The organism is Nocardia sp. SYP-A9097 (genome assembly GCF_009649815.1).
GTDB lineage: Bacteria > Actinomycetota > Actinomycetes > Mycobacteriales > Mycobacteriaceae > Nocardia.
The window spans coordinates 30940-52894 of record NZ_WJIC01000038.1; the positions used below are offsets into that span (position 1 = coordinate 30940).

The following is a 21955-nucleotide window of genomic DNA, read 5'->3' on the forward strand; positions in this document are numbered from 1 at the left end:
GGTCATGCCTCTGGTGGGCCATGTGTTTGCCGGTGTCATGCCAGCCCCTGCGGGTTGTGGATGAGTGCGCCGAGATCGCGTGTCCACCAGTGGATCCAGCGTCCGGGCGGGTGATCGACGGCGGGATTGCTGAGCGCGTCGACGACCAGGTCCAGGATTAGCCCGCTGCTGATCGCCGCAGCCTCGACCGCACCGCGATCGACCCCGGAGTTGGCCACTGTCAGCCGCAGTGTCGCGACGTCGGCGCCCCATTCCTCGCGGGCTCGTGCCGCGGTCCAGATTGCTTGCAGTGCCCCAGCTTTCGCCGCGTCATCGATAGTGTCGATGACGACATCGGCATGGAAACGCGAATGCCAGATCACCGTTCGGTCCGGTCGGGCCACCGTGAAGGTCCGCAACGTGGCGGCGGTCCAGAGCACCAGATAGGGCCCGCGGGCAGCCAACGCCGCCATGCGTTCCTCAGGGGTCGTGAGCTTACCGGTCCAGGCGGCTCGGTTGCCGTGCGTTGTCTCAGCAGAGGGGGCGCCGAACCGGTCGGCTCCGTCGCGGCCGGGTCGGCCGGAGAGTGGTGAGTTATCTTCTGTCACAGTCGTTTCCCTTCGGCAGGGTCGGCAGGGATGCTGAAGCGGCGCACATTCAGGTGCTCGCCCTCCCAGAGCGGTGCGATCGTGACGCTCTGCCCGGTCTGGGGTGCGTGCAGGATCAGGTCGTGGCCTTTGTCGTTGCGCCCGTAATAGATGGCGACATGGTGGGAGCTGCTCTGGCCCGGGGAGGTGAAGAAGATCAGGTCGCCGGGCTGACGCTGCTCGAACGGAATGACCTGCGAGGCAGGGTCGTCTTGCTGGGCTTGGGTGTAGTGCGCCAGCCGCAGCCGGCCGCCAGAGGCTTGATAGACCGCGTACAGGGTGAGCCCGGAGCAGTCGAATCCACCGTCGGTCGGCCCGTTCTGATCCCCGCCGCCCCATACATACGGGGTGCCGAGCCATTTCTCGGCTGCCGCGATGATCGCGGCACCGAACGCGCTCGTTGCTGCGGGCAGCGGCGCACCGGCTCCGTTCGATCCGCAGCCTGCCGCGGGCTGACCGGCTTGGGTGTCGGGCATCGACGCGGGGTTGATGTTCGCGAATTCCGTATAGAGCCGCTGTGCGAGATTCAGTTGTCCCGCATACGCATTGACCCTGGATGCTTCGACCGCTTGCGCCAGATCGACCGGCGACATCCGGTCGCGTCCGGCGATCTTGTCGGCGCGGTCGTAGAACCAATTGATCTGATAGATCGGGTTCATCAACGTCTCGACCCCGACCGATCCCCAGACGCTCACACGCAACTGGTGCGGACCGACCGAGTCGCCGTCGTGCCCGAGCCCGTCGTTGCTGTAGCGCAACGATTCCGGGACCGCCGGGTTCGCCAGATTCCGCAGGGTGGACTCGGTCGACTGCGCCGCAAGTTCGGCGATGATCACCGAGTCCGGTTCGCCGCGTTGCCTGCCGATCGCGACACCGTTGCGGGCCAGCTGCAACTGGCCTTCGCTCAGCCCGTCGACCGACGCACCCGTCGCGCCCTGTAATCCACTGCCCGACAAGGCAGCAGCACACGACGACGTGGAATCGGCTCCGATCAGCACAATAAGCAGGACGATCAACAAGGCCGGAAGCGAAACCGCCAATGCAGCTACCGTTTTCGATGCATTCACCGGTCACCGTCCTACCTCCCGCGCCCCGGGCTCAGCAGAGGTGCGGTGTTCGCCGTCCTCGGTTGTCGATGACCTAGTGCCATCGGCCACGCTGCCGCCGGGCTGGAGGTGGTCGAAGCGTTTGTTGGTGTTGTGGATGCCGGATTCTCGTTCGGTCGGGGTCATCGTCATCCGGAACGCGATCCCCGGCTCGGCGGCCTCACCGGTCTTGAGTAGGAAACATCCAGTGCCCGGCGGTGTTTCGCGCACGATCGCGCCGTCGAGGCCGTCGTCGGTGGGTGGGCGCGGCGCGGCCCACGAGGTGACCAAGAGTTTCTCGGTCTCGGTGATCGACACCGTGGAACGGATGCGTTCGATCTCGTCGGGGCCGACGGGCCCGATGATCTTGGCGCGGGCGCGTTCGAAGAAGCCGAGCGCTTTCATGCTCGCGAGGTCTTTGATGGTGTGGCTGCACATGATCAGCCAGCACGCCAGCAGACGGTTGAGTCTGGTCAGCGCGTCGACGCGGTCGACCATGAACTCACCCACACCCAGCACGCGCCAGATCTCGTCCATGACGACGCCGAACGTGCGCGGTGGCGCCACTCCCGCGTCAGCGAGTGCGTGCGCGGCGGCGACCGCACCGAATCCTTCGCTCCAGCACGTCATCAACACGGCGGCAAGGAGTTTGGTGTCCCCTTCGGGAATACGCGACACATCCACGCACACCGCCGGACTGTTCAAATCCAACGGCGTACTGGTATGCCGGTCGAAGATCTCCCCCCACGGACCCTCGATCAATGCACGCAACGACCGCCGGAGCATCTTGGTACTGGCCCGATAGGACGGGTTATCGTCCTCCTCGGCGAACTGCCGCAGCCGATCCGCTCCGTCGGAGATGACAGCCAGCAGATCCGACAGCAGCGGGGGGCTGTCGGCGGTGAATCTGCTTGCAGGGCTGTAGAGCTCGCGCAATCCGGCGGCGATGAGGGTTTCCTCGTAGTCCGCGATGCGGGAGCCGCGAACGAGTTCGATGAGCCCGGCGACGATGGTGATCTGTCCCGCTTCCACCCGGGCGGCGACGCGGCGGCGTAGGTCGGTGTCGGGGAGTTGACCGATGACCGAGCCGAGTGCCCCGACCGCGAGGGGGTTGATGCTGCCGTACCCGTAGCCCAACTCGATGACCTGACCACCCAGCTTCTCGACGAGATCGCGATAGTCCGGCTTGGTGTCACCCATGCACAGCACCGTCTCCCCCGTCGCGACTGACCCGGTGACGAGTCGGCGGATGAGTGAGCTTTTGCCGAATCCGTTGAGCGCCAGGATGAAAGCGATCGGGGCGGTGATATAGCCGCGCAGGAACCAGCTCATCGGGTCGAAATGCACGGGGGCGCCAGTGATGTAGTGAGTACCGACAGGAGTGCCGACCGTGGGCGCGGCCGCACCGACGGAAAACGGCCACAAACCGGCGACCTGCACAGTGGTGGATCGCCATTCCGGCGTCGCCGGGACGACGCTCGCGCGCCCGCCACCGGGACCCGCGTAGCCACGGTCGGTGAGAGTTGCCAGTGGCCGGTGATAGTCGTTGTGTCGCTCGCCGTCGACGCGGCGTGCGGCGTTCGCACGCCGATGATCGTCGGCCGAGAGCGCCCACCGCGCCCGGATGCCGCGCAGTCCACGTCGCCCTGCGTCAGCTTCGGTGCGCGTACGAGCCTCAGGGGTAAGGATGGAAATCCCACCCACCGTCATCGACTTCGCCTCGCGCACAGTGGGAGTCGCGGCGCTGACGCGGTTGCGGCGGGTCATGCCGACACCCGCTTGGAGATCGAGGCGTGCTCAGGAAGGATCAGTCCTATGCCCAGGCTCGCGGCGAAGGTGGCGGCTTGGGCGGCGTAGCAGCGGCGAACACGCAGTCGCGCCGCCGCGGACATGGCCCGCACCGACGCTTCGATCCCAGGCAGATCGCCGTCGAGGGAAGCGGTGATAGTGACCAGGGCTCCGAACCTGGTCAGTCCGGCGCCGTGGGCCTGTTCCTGACGCGCGGCGCGGGTGTTGTCCACTCGGATCGACGCGGAAGCAGAAGCGATCCCGCGTTCGGTCTGCTCCGCCGCCAGCGCGTCCTTGTAGTCGGAGTCGACGATATCGGTGGCCTCGGCGGCCGAGTGCAGCCGGTAGATCACCGCGACGCGTTTGCGCGGTACGTCCAGGCGCGGACGTAGGAGCTCCTCGAGTCCGGTTTCGAGCACCGCGCCCCGCGGTGGTGCGTCCATCTCCCAGGTGATCGATCGTGCACCGTCGTGGATGTAGTGGTCCCACCGATCCGCGTGTGCCACGGGGCCGACGCTGTCCCAGGACTGAGTGCGCAGGATTTCACGCCCGGCCCGCTCCACATCGCGCTGTGAGGCCACGTCGTAGCGAGAACGCACCAGCCCCAACACTTCCCACGCCTCGAGCGGCGTCGCGGGCAGACCGGCGCGGGCAAGTTGGGACAACACCCCCTGCAGGCGCTGACCGATCTCGCGGGCCTGCTCGGCGGTGTCGCGGCGGATCCGGCCTTTGCCGATCGCCCGGTAGGTGATCGCGATCCTGGCTTCGATGCGGACACCGACTCCACCGATATCGGTGGCGGCTTCGCGCATCACTGTCTGCGCGAACTCCGGCGCCCCAGGACGCACCAGCCGCGCGACTTCCCGCCGTTGTTTGAGCCTGGTTTCCACGACATTGTCCAGGACCGAGGTCACCGCCACGACTTCCCCGCCGCGCGATTGCGCGGCCAGGAACTGCCCGTAATCCTCGACCCAGGCATCGATCTGGGATTGGTCGACAAGTTCCTTGCCGCGCGGCATCACCCGCAGCACCACGCAGTAGTGATCGGTCCGCCGAATATGGATCACCGCGAAACGCTTACCGCCCGGGGTCTCGTATTCCGACAGTCGCGAATCCGCCAGCAGGCCAGGCAATCTCGCCAACCCCGGGATCCGGGAGAAACGACCCGCCCGGTACTCGAGTTCGCCGCGCCCCCGGGCCCTGGCGAACTGCGCTCGCAGGACCACGACCTCCCAGCCGGTGCGGCCGTTGATCGTGATCGCGAGCGGGACGAAAAGCACTGCACTGCAACCGATTACCAAACCCACCAGCGACAGAGAATGAGTGAGCATGAAGGTCAGCATCACCACGATCACCAGGACGAGACCGAGCATGCTCACCCCCCACGTGAGCCCGAAGAACCCGGCGGAACGGGGCTTCTCCCACCGCCCGTACATGCGCGTGGAGGTCATCGCCGAACCTCCAACGGCCCCGGCATATCCGCATCCCAACCAGCCTCCGCGGCCTCACGTACACCGCCTTCCACAGCCGAACCCGCCTGCTGCACCGCCTGTTTCACGCCTTGAGCGGCCATTACCGCCACTCCCGCAGGCCCTGCCGCCGCAGCCGCACCCTTCGCTGCGGCCGCGCCACCGCCCTGCCCGCCCGCGGCGGCCTGACCGCTGGCCGAACCCCCTCCGCCGCTTGATGTGCCCGGCCCACCGCGACCACCGCCACCGGAGGAGCTGTTACCACCACCACCGCCCCCGGACATCGGCCGCCCTCCGCCACCACCAGGCGGAGGCGCTGGAGGTGGGCCGCCGTTCTCACCACCGGACCCATTGCCCGGGGTGTTCTGGCCTTCGCTGACCTTGCGCGCGTTGGATCGTTTGCCGCCGATAGACCCCATGGCAACACCGAACGCGCCACCGGCCAGGGCAGCAGCCGCTCCTCCCCCGCCCCCCAAAGTCGAAACCGCTGGCGCGATCAACCGCATCAGCGCCGGCAGTACCACCGACACCGACAGCAGCAGAAGCAAGCCCAGCAGCGCCAATTGCGCATCCGGCTGGCCACCATTGCCGGTACCCGCAGCGGTGAATGCGATCGCGTAGACAAGGGCGCCGACCGGCTTCCACAACACGAACGCCAACGCCCACGACAACATTCGCTTGTAGGCCTGCGAGCCGGGACCGGTCCCAGCCGCGGCAGCCGCCAGCGGTACCCCTGCCACCACCAGGACCAGAACCGCCTGCCGGATCACCAGCATCACCAATTGCACCAGCATGCTGATGAGCCCCAGCATCCAAAGCAACAGCAAGACACCGGTTCCCAAGCTGCCATTCGTGCGCAGGTCATAATCCACCAGGCGCGATATCGCCCCGTCCAGATCCCCTCGGGTCGCACCGAAGATCACCCAGTTGCTGAAGGCATCGCCTGCCTTGGTCCCCGTGGTGATCAGAGCCGAGAACATCATCGAGGCGAACACCGCCCGAGCGAAGATCAGGAAGCTCTCCTGCGCTTCGCCCGCGACTCCCCCCCGTTTAGCCATGGCTAGTCGCGCGGCCGCGAAGAGTATGCCCGCGATCATCAACAGCACTTGTAGGCCGCTGGTGTACTCGCGAATCGATGTCAGCACCGGCCCTGGCTCGCCGGTGTTGGATGCCAACTGCGGCGAAGGCAAGGTGACCCACCAGGTCATCGACATTCGAACGATCTTGGCCAGTCCGTGGCCGAAACCGTCCACGAACTCATCGAAGGCCGAGTTTGCCGCCGATCCAGCCGCTTTTTCTCCAAAGTCCTTCAGTTGGCACACAGCACCGACGACATTCGGCAAGTTGCACAAGATCTTGCCGGGTGAGAATTGCGTGTGTACTTCGCTGGGATCGCCCATTGGTGCAGCAAGTTTCATGATCTCGGCGTTCATGACGTTGTTCCCTTCCACGAACCGAAATCGATCAGGCTGCCGACGGGAATCGCTGGGTCCCAGAGGGATTCAATTGCGTCGGGGACCCTCACCCGCCAATCGCCGTCGTGCCACGCCATGGGCCAGTTGGCGTACGCCCATCCGCCGCTGGCGCGGACTGCGATCTGCACGACCGCGAAGTCGGCGCGATAGCCAGGCAGTATTCGGATTCCCTCAGGGACCACGAGATAGGTTGCCGCGGTGGGTGTTTCGGCACGACTCTGCGCGATCCGGTCCACGAGCGGTTGGCCACCACCGAGGTATCGGGCGCGAACGACGTTCGGCCAGATATCGTCCGGCGCGGCGAAAGCGCGCGCGATGGCGTCACAGGCCGCCAGTGCCGCCCCTTGGGGTGTGTCAGCGAAACCTGACGCCACCCCGCGCTCGATCGAGGTAGGCCCGTCGCTGCCTGAAACCGGCAGCGCCGCACCGCCCCAGCCACGCTGCCATCGCAGGCGGCTTGGAGCGACGGTCAAATAGTTCGACTGCTCTGGATCTGGTCGCCACGCTGGATCCTGGGCGAGCGGCTCTCCGGCGGGGTCCGCCGGAACTTCGAGCCGATTTCCGAACAGGTCGGTCGTCGGTATACCCCGAACACCCGTTGGGTCGATCACGTTGCCCTCCGACGGTGTCACTTTTCCCGACGGGGGCGAGGACACATCGCTGGGATGGCCACGGTCGTTGTTGACGCCGAAAACGGTGACGGTGATGACAACCACGGCGACGCTCAGCAGCAGCATGAGTTTCAGGCGAGGGTGCTTCATGGCAAATACGTCCTGGATATCTATTGGCGCGGCAAAGCAATCAGCTCGTCCGGCAGCGCGGCCACGGTGGTCACAGGTGACGATTGAGGTTGCGTGAGCAGGAGCAACTTCCAGTCCCCCCGCTGCCAGACAACGTTTGCCCTGTTGCGGGTTATCGATCGGTCGGCTTGGACGGCATAGATGTCGATGTCAGCAGCGGCCGGTATGTAGCTCACTATCCGGTAGCCCGCGATCGTCAGGCCGTCGGCTGTGGCGGGCCCGGTGACAGAGATCTGGGCACGCGCTACCGCCCAGGCATCACGCCCTAGACCGGGCGCCAGCATTTGCTGAGCGATCGTCACCCATTGACTGTCGGCGGCTACCGATATCCGGACTGTTGCGTGGATCGCGGCCAGGGATGCGCCGATGGGATTGTGGTCGAATCCGCTCACCACAGCGCCTGCGTAATTGCGCGGACCCTGGTCCGCGACCGGGAGCGAGATCCCTTGGAAAGGAACGGATTTCAAGTTGGTCGGGCGCGCTTCGAAGTCGGGGGCCGCGAGCGCACCAGGCCCTTCACTGGTTGCGCGTTGAGCACAGCCAGCGCACAGGATGGCCCACACGAACATTCCGAGTCCGAATGCAGTCCTGGAGATGAGTGCCACTGGGTGGTTCATCCGTATCTCCTCGTGGTTAGTCAGTGGGTGGGAAACAGTGCAGCGGCGATGCCGCTGGCCGAGCCGATCAGAGCGGCGGCGAGCAGTGCGCCGGCGAATCCTTCGACGGCTTCTTCGCGGTAGAGCCGGATCGCCAGCAGGCCGGCGAGGTAGATGGTGCGGGCGATGCACAGCAGCAGGACCATCCATGCCAGCCATCCCAATAGCGGGTAGAGGTACTGGGTGACTTGCGGGGGAAGGGATTTGGCGCTCACGGCGAGTCCTCTCGCCCGTCGACTGTGGTTTCCTCGGTGCTGCTGATCAGTCGGTCGATCTCGCGGCGGTAGGCGACTTCGAGTGCTTGCAGGATGACCTCGGCGGCGCGGTCGGGTTGCACGTGCGGCAGGAAATGCCCTGCCCCGGGTACGAGCTCGTAGTCGGCCCAGATCTGGTCGGCCAGACGTACCGACTGGGTCGATGGCACAACCCGATCGCGCTCGCCGGCGATCACGAACGTGGGAATCCGGCGGAGGATCGCTGTGCTCTCGGGGCTGAGAGCGAAGGTGCTGTAGGCGCCCATCACGTCCGCCAGCACGCGTGAGTCTCCACTGTGCGCCCCACACATCAGATGCGCTTTCGATCCCCATCGACGGCTCGCACTGCGGAACTGTCGTTCGGCTACTGCGGCTGTTGCCGCGGCTACGCCGTCGAGCCGCGTGCGGCGCAGTTGCGGGACTCGTTTGATCAACTGGCGGTAATGCTGTGGCAGGCTGGGGAATTCGGGAAACTCACCCGCACCGCCGAACAGCACCAGCGCCGACAAGGCCGCGGCGTGCGTCGGGTGGTGTTGCGCGTAGGCGGCCGCGAGCAGTGAGCTGGCCGAGTGGGTGACGAGCACGATTTCGCCGGTGGCGTGCGCCAGGACGGTGTCGAGGTCGTCGACCAGGTGGCGCAGGGTGGTGGCGGCGCGGCGGTCGGGTCGGCCCGAGCGGCCGTGGCCGCGTTGGTCGTAGACGATCTGCGTGATTTCCCCGCCGAGGCGGTCGTGCAGGCATTCGGTCACCGGCGCCCAATAGTTGCCGTCGCACAGCAGACCATGGACGTAGACCACGGTCGCCGGTGCCGAGGGTGAGCCCAGCCGTGTGACAGCCAGGAGTAAGTCGTCGACGGTGGGAATGGTCAGAACGCAACGATGGAACGCGGTCATGGCAGTGATGTCCTGGTAGATCGGAGTCGGGAGGAAGGCTGAACCGAGGCGCGGGCCGCGCGGCAGAGAACACCGCGCGCTGGTGGTCGAGAGGTGTTCGCCACCAATGGTTTTCACAGTGCCCGGTCATTTGGCGCTGGTGATCTGGGTCATGATCGTTCCGGCGCTGGTGGCGATGATGCCGCCGACCAGGGCGCCCAGGACGATCTTGGGAGCTTCGACGGCGCCACCGTGCCAGCGTTCCCATGCGAACTTGCCGCCGGCGTAGATGAGCGCCGCGATTCCGGCGAGCATCACGAACCACGACAGCCAGTTCACGATCTTGAGAATGCCTGCGGACCCCGGTGGCGCTTCGGGAGTGATGTTGACCTGCTGAGCCAGCACACCGATGCTCTCGATGAGAAGGTGCGGGGTCGTCATCGCGGGCTCCCCGAAGCCTCTTCGTCGGGGTGAGCACGTGTGGCAGCGATGCGGGCGGTGATGGCAGTGCCGGCGCGGTGCACGTCGATGGGCACGGCCGTGGTCAGGTTCGCCCGGCGCGGCGGTGGCGGGTCGTTCGGCGCGAACTGTGCGAGTTCGTCGAGTTCGCACACGATGAGTTCGTCGTGCCAGTCGATGGACCAGATCGCCCCATCCACCAGGTCCTCGACGATGCGCCGATAGCGCCGGACCGCCGCGGGAACCCTGCCGGGGCGCGCAGGGGTTACCACCAGACCGAGAATGCTGATCCCCGCCGGAGCGAGTCCCGCATGCCATTCCCGAAGTCGATCTGCGGCAGCGGTGAGGCCGGGTATGCAGTCACGGGCGGCGACCACGACCCGTTGGGTGGTGCGCGTCGAGGCGGGCCACGCAAGCCCGGAATCGGCTGCGTGTGCCCACCACCGTGTCAGTGTGGATGTGCCGGCGCCTCCGTGTGCGCCGAGCATGGCAAATAGTGGCGGGTAGGGCCCGGTCGTGGGTAACGGCTCCTGTCGCAGGGTGGCCTGGCGCTCGGCGACGGGTGCGGCGATAGTGTCCGGATCCAGCCGCCCGGGTTCCGCGTTGTCGGGATCGTGGAGGCGAATGACGTTGGCGTGCATCGCCTTACCCCTGCTTCTGGATGTTGTTGATCTGCAGCCCCGACTCGGTGCGGCGCAGGTTGATCACCTGCAGGTAGTCCGTTCGGGTGTGATCGGGGTGGAGCTCGACGAGGTGCACATTGACTGTGGTGTCGGCGATCGGTGTGATCGCCACGCAGTGCGTGGTTCCGACTGGGACCGAAGCGATCCCGGCGGCGAGCGGTTCGAGTGCGATCCCGGCGTCCGGTGCCAGCAGACGTATTGCTGTGTCCGCCGAGCGTTGCCGGTAGTAGGCGTACTCGAATGCCGCGATCACCCCCGCCACGCTCGAGGTATCGCCGATGCCCTCAGTGATCGTCGCCGCGGACAGCCCCGCGCACGCGCCCTCACGCATCGCCGCAGGGGTGGTCGATGGCGCGGTGGTGGTCGACACGGCTACCGGAGGCTCGCCGGTCGGGCGCAGGGCGAGAACTGCTGCGATGGTCACGGTCGTCGCGACTGCCGTGGTCAGGATCGGTGCGATCCACCGGCGCACCGATGGACTCGGTGTGCGGCGCGCGGTGGTGCCGCCGGTGCGTCCTGTCGGCCGGGCATCGCCGGAATCGTCCTCCAGCCAACGCCATTCGGTTTCGTCGGTCTGGGACGTCCTGGTCGGGGTGGGCAGTGATGTGGGTGGTGTGTCGTCGAGCCAGCCCCACTCGTTGTCAACGCGGGTGAAGGCATCGGTGGAATTGTTGTGGGGCATCAGGATTCACCTCCTGGGGTCGGTTCGGTGGTGTGGTTCGGGCCCTTCGGGGAGACGGCCCGCGAGGGACTGGTCTGGTTGTCTCGGCGCTGAGACCACCGTCTGCCCCGAAGGGGTCTAGGGGGCCGGCGTACTGGTACCGGTCGGTGAGGGTTCGGTCGTCGCGGAGACGGACGCGCGGTAGGAGGAGAGCGGGGGCGACGTCATTGCTCCGCTCGAAGCGGGGGTGGTGTCCGGAATCGCCGATTGCGGAAGCGAGGTAGCGGGATTCGTCGCGGCGATATCGCGGGCCAGGGCGGCGAACCACGCTGCGGCGGCGGCGAGAGGAGCAGTCCCGGTGGAATCGGCCGAGGCAGTGGTGTACGAGTCGTGCCTGCCAGCGGTGTCGCTGTATCGGGTATAGGTCGCCAGGTTGTACAGATCACTGTCATTGGTGACGGTGGAAGTGATCGCGGTGAACGCCTGATCCACCCATCCCAGCGCCGTCTGCGGAGGGATCAGATCCGCCACTGCGCCAACGATTTTCGTGCCGAGAGTAGCCAGTGCCGCCACCGGATCGACCATGCCCACTGTGGCGAGTTCACTGATCGTGCTGGTGGTGAACACCTTCTGCGCGATCGACACCACGGTGTTGAGTCCGATGGCGCCGAGCCGGAACAGGACCGAGAGTGCGTCGCTGAATCCGGGCGTCTGCGTGCTGGGATCGGAAGCTTCGGCCAGCCGCTGCCCCAAGGTTTTCGTCGGCTCGTAGGACAGCTGATCGAGGCTGGTGCCGGAAAGGTCTTCGGTGACCACACCGACCGTCGTTTTCCACACGGTCGCCGCCAGCGCTTGCGCGATAGTGGAGATCGCCGTGATCGGATCCTTGGTATCGGACTGTGCCGCAATGTTCTTCACGGTCGTCGTCAGCGGGGTATCGCTGGAGGAGCTACACGACAGGTCACCGGGAGTGCAGAAGTCTGCGACACGGCCGGCGAGTGAGCCGTAGTCGACTGCGGTGTTGCTGGCGATGCCCGATCCACCGGTGCCGGTGTTCGTCAGCGTGATCTGAGAGACCGCGGTGCCGGATGTGCCGGGCGCGGCGGCGGGGGTGGTTTGGCCGGCTCGACCGGGGAGCACGGAGTTGTCGGCGCGGGTGGGATTGGCGAACAGCGCGATCCCGGCCACTTTGTCCGGATTTACCGGGCTGGTGCTGGTGCCGACGGTGTGCGCGAATGCGGATACTGCCGCGGCGCCTTGTCCGTATCCGGCGGCGGCGATGCGTGTGGCGGGGCATCGCTGAATTACCTCCGAGGCATCCTTGCCGAGCAGATCCGCTGCGTCAGCCACGGCTTGCTGGTACGGGACTTCGGTACTGTCCTCGGCGTAGCCGTACCGGACATAGGCGCGCTGCACGGCGTTTCCGGATTGCGCGAGCAACGGTGTGAAGAACTGCCCGAGTGCTCCAGTGTCGGTGGTCGACGCAGCGTCGGATGGCCCTTCGTCGGTTCCTTGGACGCCGAACACGAACAACACCGGGCAGGAGCGGTCAATCGGCACGTCTGCTTCCGACAAGGCGACGACACCGCCGGACACGCACAGCGCTGCGATCAGACCAGTGATCGCGCGCGCTACCGCGCTCTGCATCGAAGGAAGAAGCCCTCTTCTATTGTGCGGCAATGCGATTCACCTCGATTTCTGATGATCAATGGGCGTGTGTGCCCGAGTCGGCTCGGCCGAGATCGATCAATTTGTCGGCTGGCCCTTGTGTTGAGCGGGGCCGATGTGGGGGCGATTCAGGAAGCCGGCGAGCTCGTCCACGACATCTGGTGTGCTGTCGACGGCGGTACGAAAGTGATTGGCGTCGTATTCGCGCCAGCTGACCTCGACCCCACGTCGCCGGTACTCGGTGAACAAACCGCCGCCGGACTCGACCGGGACTACTAGATCGTTGGTGCCGTGATACAGATGCACGGGCACGGCAGGAGTTCGGGCTCCGCTTCTGCTCTCGCGCGCCAGGACGTAACGCCAGATCGCGTCGTTCCAGGGGTCCGGGCGCTCACACCAGTGCTCCAATGGTTGACGGTAATGTTCGAGGAGCATTGCGGCACTGAGGGTTTCGGCATGACGGACGGCACGGAGGCCGTCTTCGGTCAGTACGTGTCGCAGCGGTAGGTGATGGTAGGCCCGCGAGAGCCCGATCAAGCCGGCCAACGCGAGAGCGGACCACGGACCGCGGTGCTGGGACCGGACCAATGCGTCCGGGTCGCTCACGACAGCGCCCGCGGCGATCCCTCGCAGGTCAAGGTCCGGCGCGTACTCGCGGTGTAGTTCGCCTGCCCACACCACAGCGCGACCGCCATCGCCGTATCCCCACAGCACGATCGGCGCACGGTTCGGATTCGCGCTCGTCGCCTCGGGTAGTGCTTGGCTGGCGCGAGCGAGATCGAGCGTCACCTGACCGGCCGCACGGGCCGCGAGGAAGGTATGCGGTCCCAGCCCGGTGATGCCGAGGTTCTCACCATCCGGGACCGCGACCGTCCAGCCTCGCTCGAGAGCCGCTTGAATTTGGTCGAGCGGTTCCTCCCCGCTCACCAACAGTTGCGACGGGGCACATTCACCGCCGAGGCCATGAAAGCTAGTGCAGTACACCATGATTGGCTTCAGGTCCGATGCTGAGGCTGACACCGAGGAGATGACTGTGCCCGATACCGGGATCAGTTCACCGCGGGAGTCGCTGGATACGTAGACGATTCGAGAGGCCCGCGTCGTGTTGTCCAGATTTCCGACGGTGACGGTTTGGGTGCGCAGGAGATCCCCCGGGCCGCGGTCGGTGGGCACGGCCACCGGTGTGTAGAACTCGGTCATCGCCGACTCCCCGCGATGTCGGTGGCGAGCGCGATAAACCAGGCGATCCCTGAGCTCATCTGGCCGGTGACGGCGTAGCCGTTGTGGCGAGAGACGGTGTCGGCGAATCGAATCCACTCCGCCGGGTTCGCGATGTCACTGTTGTCGGCCACGAGCTGCCCCCCGGCCGCGGAGAGTTGCCCTACCAGCTTCGGCAGCACCCCGAGCGGGTTCTGCGTGAGAGCGGCGGTGATCTCACCCCAACACCTCGCCGCGGCGGCCACGTCATCGGCCGTGGGGCTGGGGATGCGCGGGTCAGAAGCATCGGTCAACCGCTGCGCGAGAGTCCGCGCCGGTGTGTAGTCGACATCGCCGCCTTGGACGTGGAAATCGTTGAGTACGAACGTCGTCCAGGCGTCGCCGAGGGCAGACGAGAGCAGCGAGTAGATCGATCCGATCGCCGCGAGCGGATCTCGGAGGTCGGCTTGGGCGACGAGTTCGGCGCCGACGCGCAGTACCGCCGCGTGGTCCGGCGCCGAGCACGCCAGGTCCCCATCCACACAGATGTCGGCCACGCGTCCGGTCAACGCACCGTAGGTCGCGTCGTCATCAGCGATCCCCCCTCCGGCGGAAGCAGAGCTGGTGAGCTGAACTCCTGCCACGGCGGTGCCATCGCTGCCGGGCGCGGGATCGGGCACCACCTGCCCGGGACGCCCAGGAAATACCGGGGCTCCGGAGGATCGGGTCGGGTTGGAATACAAGGCGATTCCAGCAATTCGTTCAGGCGCGACGGGCCCGTTGCCGGAGCCCACGGATCGAGCGAACTCCGCAACAGCCTGCGCGCCTTGGGAATAGCCGACTGCCGCCAGCATCGTGTCAGGACAGGCCGCGACCACCCCCGCGGCGGCGTCCTCCAGGCCGACACGCGCAGAGGTCACCGAAATCGAGTACGGGTCCGCGCCACCGCCGGGTACCGCGCCCCCGAATCCTGCCTCGTAGGGGATGTAGCTGCGCTGGACCAGCGTCGGCACGGCCGCGACCAGCGGTCCCAGCAGTGCACCGATCACTCCGGTGTCCACGGTCGGGTCTGCCGTCGGCGACGACTGGCCCGTTCCCTGGATACCGAGTACATAGAGCGCAGGGCAACCCCGCCCGATCGGAACTTCCTGCGCCGCAGCGGATTCTGATCCACCGACGAGCCCGGCACAGCACACGAGCGCCATCGCCGTGCCACCGCTCATACGCAGTATCCGTTGACTCACGGCTGCCCCACCCCTACCCCGGCGCCGAATCCCGCCCCTACCGTGCCGCCGGCAACAGCGCCCACGAGGGCCACTGGGATTCCGGCCACGGCAGCGCCCACGGCGGCACCGGCCGCCGCGCCGATCGCGGTACCGAACACACCCGAGGTGACGGTGCCCAGAATCGGGACCGGCACAACGGTTCCCAGTGCGGCACCGGCGATTCCGCCCACCGTGCCACCGAGAAGACCACCGACGACGGCACCGATCGCGGCCACCGGACCTCCCGCGATCACCCCTCCCGCAGCCCCGCCGACACCCGCACCGGCCAAGGTCGCCCCGCTGACACGATCGGAGCGCCCTGCCGGCACACCGACGGAGTCCAGGGCTGTGGCGACTTGCGCTTCCGCGCCGCCGGCAGTGGTATTGATCCAGTCACGCACCTGCGTGGGCAGCCAGTCCGGAGACGGGGACTGCCACTCCCCGATCCGAATCGTGTTGTCCGGCGGCTGGATCGGCGCTACCGGAGCGACCGGCTCCGGCAGGTGCAGGTCACCGAGTTCGACCTGCGGCGCGGGATCCGAGGACGGTTGTGGCCGCGGTAAAGGCCCATTACGTACCTCGGGGGTTTGCCCGGAACTTTGCTGGGTGTCCTGATCAGTCAGGGGCTGCCCGTCACTCGGCGGCGCGGGTGGGACTTCGGGGGCAGCGGTGCCGGGCTGCGCCGGGCTGGTGACCCCCGGCTGATCGGCTATATCTCCAGGCCCGGCACCGGCAGCCAGGCCCGGCGCCGACAGCATTATCGAAACGGGAGCCATACCCGCGATGACAACGCGGCCACAGCGCGCGATCATCGGCCTCGCCGAGAACGAGCTCGGGCGCAGATGGCCCTCACCGATGGCATCGACCGCTGGCCGCGCATTGACTGCTGCATTACTTCTGGGAATTTGCACGCCGAATAGACCCTTCATCAGGATTGGGAGCAGTCCTGCCCGTATGCAACGAGCGTTCAGGACTCGAGAGCGCAGGGCTCCTGGCTGCGGAGACGCAGTCAGGAGCCCTGCGTACACGGATCGGGATTTACAGGAACTGCCCTGCCAGCGACAAGAGCTGGGTCACAATGCCCAGCGCGTTCGATGCGATCGACGAGCCGAAGTTCAGGTAGGACAAGATATCCATTGGATCCACCGGGATTGGCCTTTCGTAGCGGTTGACTTGCACCACCATCAAAACCTCGGAATCCGGTCCACGCCAGACCTTTCGATGATAAGGGATTTATCAAATAAGAATCTTACTACCATCCAAACCCTGGATATGCAGCCAATATATAGCGAAGCTGATAAGTAAATTACGTGTTCGATGTGCGGGATCAGCAGACGGTCGTTCGACGATCACGCTCGGCGCTGCAACAATCGCAAACACCCCGCAATCCGCATGGCGAATCTTCGTTGCCGAGACGATCATGCCCTGGTAGGAACGGTCCGGAATGGGCGTTCTCAAGGGGGAGTTGGGGTCATTCACGCAGTTAGCCACGCGATCGAACAACCGCAGAACAGGGGGGAGAGGACATGGGTCCGACTCCTGAAGGAAATACTCACCGGCGGCCGGCACGAGCCCACATCGGCGAGGCAGACGAAATCCATATGCCCAACCTGGGCTCCTGGATTCGACATGTCCGAGAGGACCGTGGCCTCACACGGCAGCAGGCAGCCGTCCGTACCGACATCAGCCAGGCCTACATCATCAAGATCGAGAGCGGTTACATCCCTGCACGGGAGATGATCGAGCGATTCATCACCAGCTACGGCATGAACCCGATGCAGGCACGCCACACCCGAGAGCTGTGGGAGCCGCCGACCTCTCTACCCTCGGTTGAGGAGCTACGCGAACGGATCAACACCCCGAGCCGCATCGATGCGCTCGCGCACATGGATCGGATCGGGATGATCTGCGTTTACACCGATCCCCTATGGAATGTGCTCTCTGCCAACGAGTCGTTCTATCGCACGCTGCCTGGCCTGGCCTGTGCGCACAACAACGTCGCCGTGTGGCTGTTCAGCGCCCGCAAGAATTGTCGACCGGCGACGAAGATAGCACTGCAGTGGGAGCAGGAGGCCCGCTTCCATACCGCGGTGCTCCGCGGCGCCTTCGGCCTCTACCGGACCAGCCCCCGGGCAAGGGAACTCTTCGACCACCTGAAACGCGATCGCGACTTCCACCGGGTCTGGGGTAGCGGTAGCGGTATCCACGTCGCCTACGCGCGCCAGCCCAACGAACTCACCCACCTGCGCGATCCGGCTACAGGTGAGCCGTACTCCATCAGCATCGATATCTCCGATGTCGCCGACACTCACGATATTCGCGTTTGCCAGGCGTTCCGACAACCCCACTCCGGGCCACTCGAGCCGCTCCGCCAATAGCGCCTCATTTAAACCAGGCATTGATGTGGCTCGCATCACAAAATACAGCAATTAAGTATTGCAGCAATCAGAAATCAATGTCATCAGCAAATCCACGATCCGTCACCCACGAGTCGTGGTTCCCACCCGGTGTTGGCCGGTCCGCCGCATTGAAACAATTCATTAACATGTGTGGCGGGCCTCACTGGGCGCAAATTCCGTCCAATGACAACCCATCCCAGCCGCAACGGTAAGCATCCAGAGCCCGCGGTTCGCAAGCTCATCATGGTTCAAGGTGCAGGCGTTCACAGGGAAGCCGAGGAAGACCAACGGTGCCGCACGGAGATACCGAAATCTCCTGGGTCCCATACCTTTCCGACCACTCCTGAACGAAGATCAAGGCAGCAGTCACGCATGCCCGGTAGTCCAACCGAACTCCACACAGGCATACCGAGAGATGCACATCGTTCTCGCCGGGAAGCGGCGACTCGTCGGATCGCATTGCGCTCACCGCGCGTCCCGATGAGTTGCTTCGACATCGCGATGGATCTGCCACCAGAGCGGCATTAAAAGAACTCGCACCACCGTGTCGCGTCGCACGGATCTCAACCCCGCCGCGTGGTGCACGCGCGAACCGATTCGATCACTGCCATCCCGGATGGTCGGAACCCGTCCCGAGGTGGCTCGACCCATCGCCGGAACTGCCCCTGCTGATCATGTGGCGAAGGCAGCGTGATCTGGCCGCCGGCTCGTACCACGCTCACGCTGTGGCGGAACAGTTCTGCGAACAGCCGGACTTCGTCCGGGAATATCCGGCTGAACAAGGAAGGTCCAGCGCTGAGCTCGAGGATGCGACACGATCGGTCCGACCGGCGGCTGGCGGCGTTCGACATGAACTTTGACGGCATGTCCGACGGCCGAGGGCATGGTGATCCCCCATACCTTTCCTGCCGTGACCAAGATGCGCCCGACTCCTGGTTCGACGCCAGCAGGTAGGTCGCAGATGCGTCGGTAGTACGCACACCGGCTGGCGGGAGTGTCTCCGAAATCCAGCTGTTCCATCGGAACCTCAACTCGCAGTGACGGCTTGGAAGCGCCCGATGCGACAACACAGTGTGAGGGGACTTCGTCGTCCCATCGGGCGCGAGTCCAGAACAACACAGCCGCCGTACGATGAACATGCAGAAATGAATATTCACGGCAACTCGCTCAAACCCCCACGACCATGTTCAGAGGTGCGGTAGAAATGCGTTCACACACAGGGCACCACCAGGTTCAGGAATCGAACGCAACCGCATTCACTCGCCAGGAGACACACGTGGCCGAGTCCCCCACACTGCTGCGCCGCCAGCTCGGCCGCTTCCTCAGAGACTGCCGTGAAGCCAAGGGTCTCACCATCGCCATGGCAGCCAAAGAAGTGCAACTTAGTGGTCCCGCCCGCAAGTTCTTCGGGGGTCAGTGCCCGAGGTAGAGGTCGCAGGCGCAGTCGAGGGCTTCCTGGGGACTGCCTGCGGTGAATCCGGTGGGCAGGATCTGGTTTTCGTATTTGCCGCTGCTGGCGAGGTAGAGACCGAATCCCCACGTTGAAGCCGATCCGCCGTAGCGGAGCCGGAGCAGGGGCACCCGGTCGCCATCGGCCAGTTCGCCCTCAACGTAGGCGAATTGGCCGTGGTAGCGCACATGCAGGCCGGCCAGTTGGGGCCAGTGCGCGGCGGCATGTTGGTGCAGCCGCTGGGCCAGGGAGGTTTTGGTCGAGTCCGGGATCGCGGGCATGAGGTCATCTTGCCTCCTGCGGTGTGTCGAGCCGGCGCAGGTGAGGTGATCGGGCAAGGTCGTGACGGTCGGTGTCTCGAAAGTCGTTGAAAGCCTGTTATTTTCGTGTCTGTTCCCCGTGCCCGCCAGATTGCCTTGACTGCGTCCGAGCGGCGCCGGCTCGAGAAATTGGCTTACTCCCGCACCGCCGAGATCGGGCTGGTCGTGCGTGTTCGGATCGTCCTCGATGCCGCCGATGGCTACTCGAACAACAAGATCGCCGTGCGGCAGCAGGTCCATCTCGACACGGTGCGAACCTGGCGTGGCCGATACGCAGACCACGGCCTCGACGGGCTCAAAGACCGGCCCCGTGTGGGCCGGCCGCCCCGATTCACTCCTGTCCAACGCGCCGAGATCAAAGCCCTGGCGTGCCAGCTGCCGGCCGAAACCGGTGTGCCGCTGTCACGGTGGAGCAGCACAGACCTGGCCACCGAGGCGATCGGCCGGGGCATCATGGCGGCGATCTCAGCCTCGACCGTCCGCCGGATCCTGGCCGAGGATGCGCTCAAGCCATGGCAGTATCAGTCGTGGGTGTTCATTCGCGACCCCGACTTCGCCGCGAAAGCGGCCCGGGTACTCGACCTCTACCAGCGGGTCTGGGGCGGCATCCCACTCGGCGACAACGAGTACGTGATCTCCTCCGACGAGAAGACCTCGATCCAAGCCCGCTGCCGCTGCCACCCCACACTGCCGCCCGGCGTCTCCCGCACAATGCGCGTCAACCACGAATACGACCGCGGTGGCTCCCTGGCCTACCTGGCCGCCTACGACGTCCACCACGCCCAGGTATCGGGGCACTGCGCGGCCAAGACCGGGATCGTGCCGTTCATGACCCTGGTGGAGAAGGTCATGACCAGCGAGCCCTACGCCTCGGCCGAACGGGTGTTCTGGGTGGTCGACAACGGATCCTCGCACCGCGGCAAAGCCGCTGCCGATCGGCTGGCCGCGCGGTTTCCCAAGGCGGTCATGGTCCACACCCCGGTGCACGCCTCCTGGTTGAACCAGGTGGAGATTTTCTTCTCCATCGTGCAACGAAAAGTCGTGTCTCCCAACGATTTCACCAGCCTTGACCAGGTCGAAGACCGACTCTCCGTCTTCGGGCGTCGTTACAACGAGACCGCCCGGCCCTTCGAATGGAAGTTCACCCCGGCCGACCTCGAGGACCTGATGGCCCGGATCGAGCGGCACGAACAGAAAGAGCACTCCCAACAGCCCACCGGCTGCGATCACCAGACTGCCGCTTCACCGGCCGCCGCGTGAACCCCCGAAGAACTTGCGGGCGGGACCACTTAGCTCCGCCGCCCTCCAACGTCTCGAAGCAGGCCGGTCGAAAAGCCCACGCAAACAAGACGTTCGGGAACTGTGCAGTCTCTACGAAGTCAGCACAGAGGAAACCGAGAAGACCGTCGGACTCTCGATCCAAGCGTCGAGCAAGGACGACGACGGCGTGACAGCCCTCGGCGGACTCTTCACCGATGCCTTCAACATGTACGTCGGAATGGAACGATCCGCCCGCAACCTGGTCACCTACCAGGAGCAAGTACCAGGGCTGCTACAAACCGCGGACTACGCCCGGGCCACCTTCGGCGCATTCCCCGGCTACACCAGCCAGGACGACATCGACCGACGCGTCGAGGTCCGTTTGAAGCGACAGATCATTGTCACCCGCAAGGCGCGCCCGCTGGCCCTGGAAGTCCTACTCCACGAATCGGCCCTGCACCGGGTCATGGGCAGCACACGCGTCATGGCCGCCCAACTCAAGCACCTTGCCGAAGCCAGCACCATGCCGAACGTCAGTGTGCGCGTTCACCCGTACTCCGCAGGCATGACGTGGGGCTTCCTTCACGGCACATTCGTCCTCCTGGACTTCGGTACCGACAACCGAGGCAAACAGATCGAACCTCCCGTTGTGTACATCGAGGGCAGGTTGGGCAATGACCAGTACATGGAAAAGCCCGACGACGTCCGGCGTTACCATGAGCTTGCCGAGGCCATCCGCACGGATGCGCTGAACGAGGTGAAATCGCGAGACCTTCTTCGCGGGGTAGCAAGGGAGTATGCGGCGTGAACGTCGACCTGACTGACGCACACTGGTACAAGAGCAGCTATAGCGAAAGTGGCTCCCAGTGTGTGGAAATCGCCTTCCTCGATGAAGGCGTGGTCGGCGTCCGAGACTCCAAGAATCCCACCGGCCCAGCCTTGCTCTTCAGCAGCGCTGATTGGACCGCGTTCACCGCGGGCGTCAAGGACCGCCGGTTCGATCAGGCTTAGAGGAGGCAGCACTCCGCTGGATGTGGAACCCATTGTTGATGGCGGGGTGGCAATTTCCACCCTGACTCGACATCCCGACTCTACGAGCACCTCGAACCCTGCGCCTGATTCGTCAGCCAGCAGAACGACACTGTCGAACCCAGGCCCTACACACCCACGCAGTGCCCTGGGCTCACCGCATAGTCAGCTAGCATTCCGAGCGACTGGTATCGAGTCATTCACTGATGCGGCACTGGTCGATTACCCAGAAGAGCCCTGCCAGGACGCCATGCCTGACGGGGCTTTTCGTTAGCTGCCAGAAAGCGGCTCTTCCGCCTCCTCGCCGGCCCCTATCAGGGCAGCCCACATCCGTCGGCGCCCCGTGTGCCGAAAACATCCCACACGTTCCAGCCGCCTCCGGGTAGCGGTCTCCGTTGAACTGTTGGGGTTACCCTATCTGCCAGACTCGCCCGAGACATGGTGACCATGTAGTTCTCTGAAGATATGGGCGAGATCGGATGTTCTGAACGTGACCCTGAGTGTCACCGACCTGGCCACCGGCGATGATGGTGCCGTGG

The 21955-nt window shown here is 65.2% G+C and carries 22 protein-coding genes; 4 read left to right on the plus strand and 18 right to left on the minus strand.

The features are described from left to right. Nucleotides 1–35: 35 nt before the first annotated feature. The 17 genes from GFY24_RS37065 to GFY24_RS37145 all read right to left on the minus strand — a co-directional run bounded on the left by GFY24_RS37065 (nt 36) and on the right by GFY24_RS37145 (nt 16143). A complete protein-coding gene (locus GFY24_RS37065) occupies nt 36–587 on the minus strand; it encodes a hypothetical protein (RefSeq protein ID WP_194853164.1) in 552 nt (183 codons plus the stop codon). Next, nucleotides 584–1666 carry a C40 family peptidase gene (locus tag GFY24_RS37070; RefSeq protein ID WP_228567022.1) on the minus strand — a complete coding sequence of 361 codons (1083 nt, stop codon included), beginning with the start codon at nt 1664–1666 and terminating at the stop codon, nt 584–586. Before GFY24_RS37070 ends, GFY24_RS37065 begins: the two co-directional genes overlap by 4 nt. Nucleotides 1667–1696: 30 nt before the next feature. Next, on the minus strand, nt 1697–3478 hold the full coding sequence (locus tag GFY24_RS37075) for a hypothetical protein (protein ID WP_194853165.1): 1782 nt from the start codon (nt 3476–3478) through the stop codon (nt 1697–1699). Beyond that, entirely contained in the window at nt 3475–4950 is a 1476-nt protein-coding gene (locus tag GFY24_RS37080) for an SCO6880 family protein (RefSeq protein ID WP_153809788.1), read from the minus strand. Before GFY24_RS37080 ends, GFY24_RS37075 begins: the two co-directional genes overlap by 4 nt. After that, the gene (locus tag GFY24_RS41415) at nt 4947–6401 is read right to left on the minus strand and encodes a hypothetical protein (RefSeq protein ID WP_194853166.1); all 1455 of its coding nucleotides are present in this window, start codon (nt 6399–6401) and stop codon (nt 4947–4949) included. The genes GFY24_RS37080 and GFY24_RS41415 overlap by 4 nt, the downstream gene beginning before the upstream one ends. Further along, entirely contained in the window at nt 6398–7204 is an 807-nt protein-coding gene (locus GFY24_RS37090) for a hypothetical protein (protein WP_153809789.1), read from the minus strand. Before GFY24_RS37090 ends, GFY24_RS41415 begins: the two co-directional genes overlap by 4 nt. Nucleotides 7205–7224: 20 nt before the next feature. After that, the gene (locus GFY24_RS37095) at nt 7225–7860 is read right to left on the minus strand and encodes a hypothetical protein (protein WP_153809790.1); all 636 of its coding nucleotides are present in this window, start codon (nt 7858–7860) and stop codon (nt 7225–7227) included. A gap of 20 nt (nt 7861–7880) precedes the next feature. Then, entirely contained in the window at nt 7881–8114 is a 234-nt protein-coding gene (locus GFY24_RS37100) for a hypothetical protein (RefSeq protein ID WP_153809791.1), read from the minus strand. Further along, a complete protein-coding gene (locus tag GFY24_RS37105) occupies nt 8111–9046 on the minus strand; it encodes an alpha/beta fold hydrolase (protein ID WP_153809792.1) in 936 nt (311 codons plus the stop codon). The genes GFY24_RS37100 and GFY24_RS37105 overlap by 4 nt, the downstream gene beginning before the upstream one ends. A gap of 126 nt (nt 9047–9172) precedes the next feature. Beyond that, a complete protein-coding gene (locus tag GFY24_RS37110) occupies nt 9173–9466 on the minus strand; it encodes a hypothetical protein (protein ID WP_153809793.1) in 294 nt (97 codons plus the stop codon). Beyond that, complete coding sequence (locus tag GFY24_RS37115; protein ID WP_153809794.1) at nt 9463–10125, minus strand: hypothetical protein; 663 nt, start codon at nt 10123–10125, stop codon at nt 9463–9465. Before GFY24_RS37115 ends, GFY24_RS37110 begins: the two co-directional genes overlap by 4 nt. Before the next feature lie 4 nt (nt 10126–10129). After that, nucleotides 10130–10849, minus strand: coding sequence for a hypothetical protein (locus GFY24_RS37120; RefSeq protein ID WP_153809795.1), 720 nt, complete (start codon nt 10847–10849; stop codon nt 10130–10132). Between the two features lie 117 nt (nt 10850–10966). Next, on the minus strand, nt 10967–12388 hold the full coding sequence (locus GFY24_RS37125; protein ID WP_194853167.1) for a cutinase family protein: 1422 nt from the start codon (nt 12386–12388) through the stop codon (nt 10967–10969). Nucleotides 12389–12574: 186 nt separating this feature from the next. Further along, complete coding sequence (locus tag GFY24_RS37130; protein ID WP_153809797.1) at nt 12575–13696, minus strand: lipase family protein; 1122 nt, start codon at nt 13694–13696, stop codon at nt 12575–12577. Further along, nucleotides 13693–14916 carry a cutinase family protein gene (locus GFY24_RS37135; RefSeq protein WP_228567023.1) on the minus strand — a complete coding sequence of 408 codons (1224 nt, stop codon included), beginning with the start codon at nt 14914–14916 and terminating at the stop codon, nt 13693–13695. Before GFY24_RS37135 ends, GFY24_RS37130 begins: the two co-directional genes overlap by 4 nt. Before the next feature lie 17 nt (nt 14917–14933). Further along, entirely contained in the window at nt 14934–15734 is an 801-nt protein-coding gene (locus tag GFY24_RS37140; RefSeq protein ID WP_153809798.1) for a hypothetical protein, read from the minus strand. A gap of 262 nt (nt 15735–15996) precedes the next feature. Then, nucleotides 15997–16143, minus strand: a complete 147-nt coding sequence (locus GFY24_RS37145; protein ID WP_153809799.1) for a hypothetical protein — start codon at nt 16141–16143, stop codon at nt 15997–15999. Nucleotides 16144–16559: 416 nt separating this feature from the next. Between GFY24_RS37145 and GFY24_RS37150 the strand changes: the two genes are divergently transcribed. Then, nucleotides 16560–17336: a helix-turn-helix domain-containing protein gene (locus GFY24_RS37150; RefSeq protein ID WP_194853168.1), complete on the plus strand. Its 777-nt coding sequence runs from the start codon at nt 16560–16562 to the stop codon at nt 17334–17336. A gap of 1434 nt (nt 17337–18770) precedes the next feature. Here GFY24_RS37150 and GFY24_RS42645 read toward each other — a convergent pair. Continuing rightward, entirely contained in the window at nt 18771–19367 is a 597-nt protein-coding gene (locus GFY24_RS42645; RefSeq protein WP_228567025.1) for a hypothetical protein, read from the minus strand. On the opposite strand from GFY24_RS42645, the gene GFY24_RS37160 reads away from it, so the two are divergent. From GFY24_RS37160 to GFY24_RS37170, 3 genes are all read left to right on the plus strand, one after another. Next, nucleotides 19350–20387, plus strand: coding sequence for an IS630 family transposase (locus tag GFY24_RS37160; RefSeq protein ID WP_309231790.1), 1038 nt, complete (start codon nt 19350–19352; stop codon nt 20385–20387). The two genes, GFY24_RS42645 and GFY24_RS37160, sit on opposite strands and share 18 nt — an antisense overlap. A gap of 187 nt (nt 20388–20574) precedes the next feature. Continuing rightward, the gene (locus tag GFY24_RS37165; protein WP_153809802.1) at nt 20575–21195 is read left to right on the plus strand and encodes a DUF5753 domain-containing protein; all 621 of its coding nucleotides are present in this window, start codon (nt 20575–20577) and stop codon (nt 21193–21195) included. Next, nucleotides 21192–21398: a DUF397 domain-containing protein gene (locus tag GFY24_RS37170; protein ID WP_309231791.1), complete on the plus strand. Its 207-nt coding sequence runs from the start codon at nt 21192–21194 to the stop codon at nt 21396–21398. The genes GFY24_RS37165 and GFY24_RS37170 overlap by 4 nt, the downstream gene beginning before the upstream one ends. Nucleotides 21399–21955 lie beyond the last annotated feature (557 nt).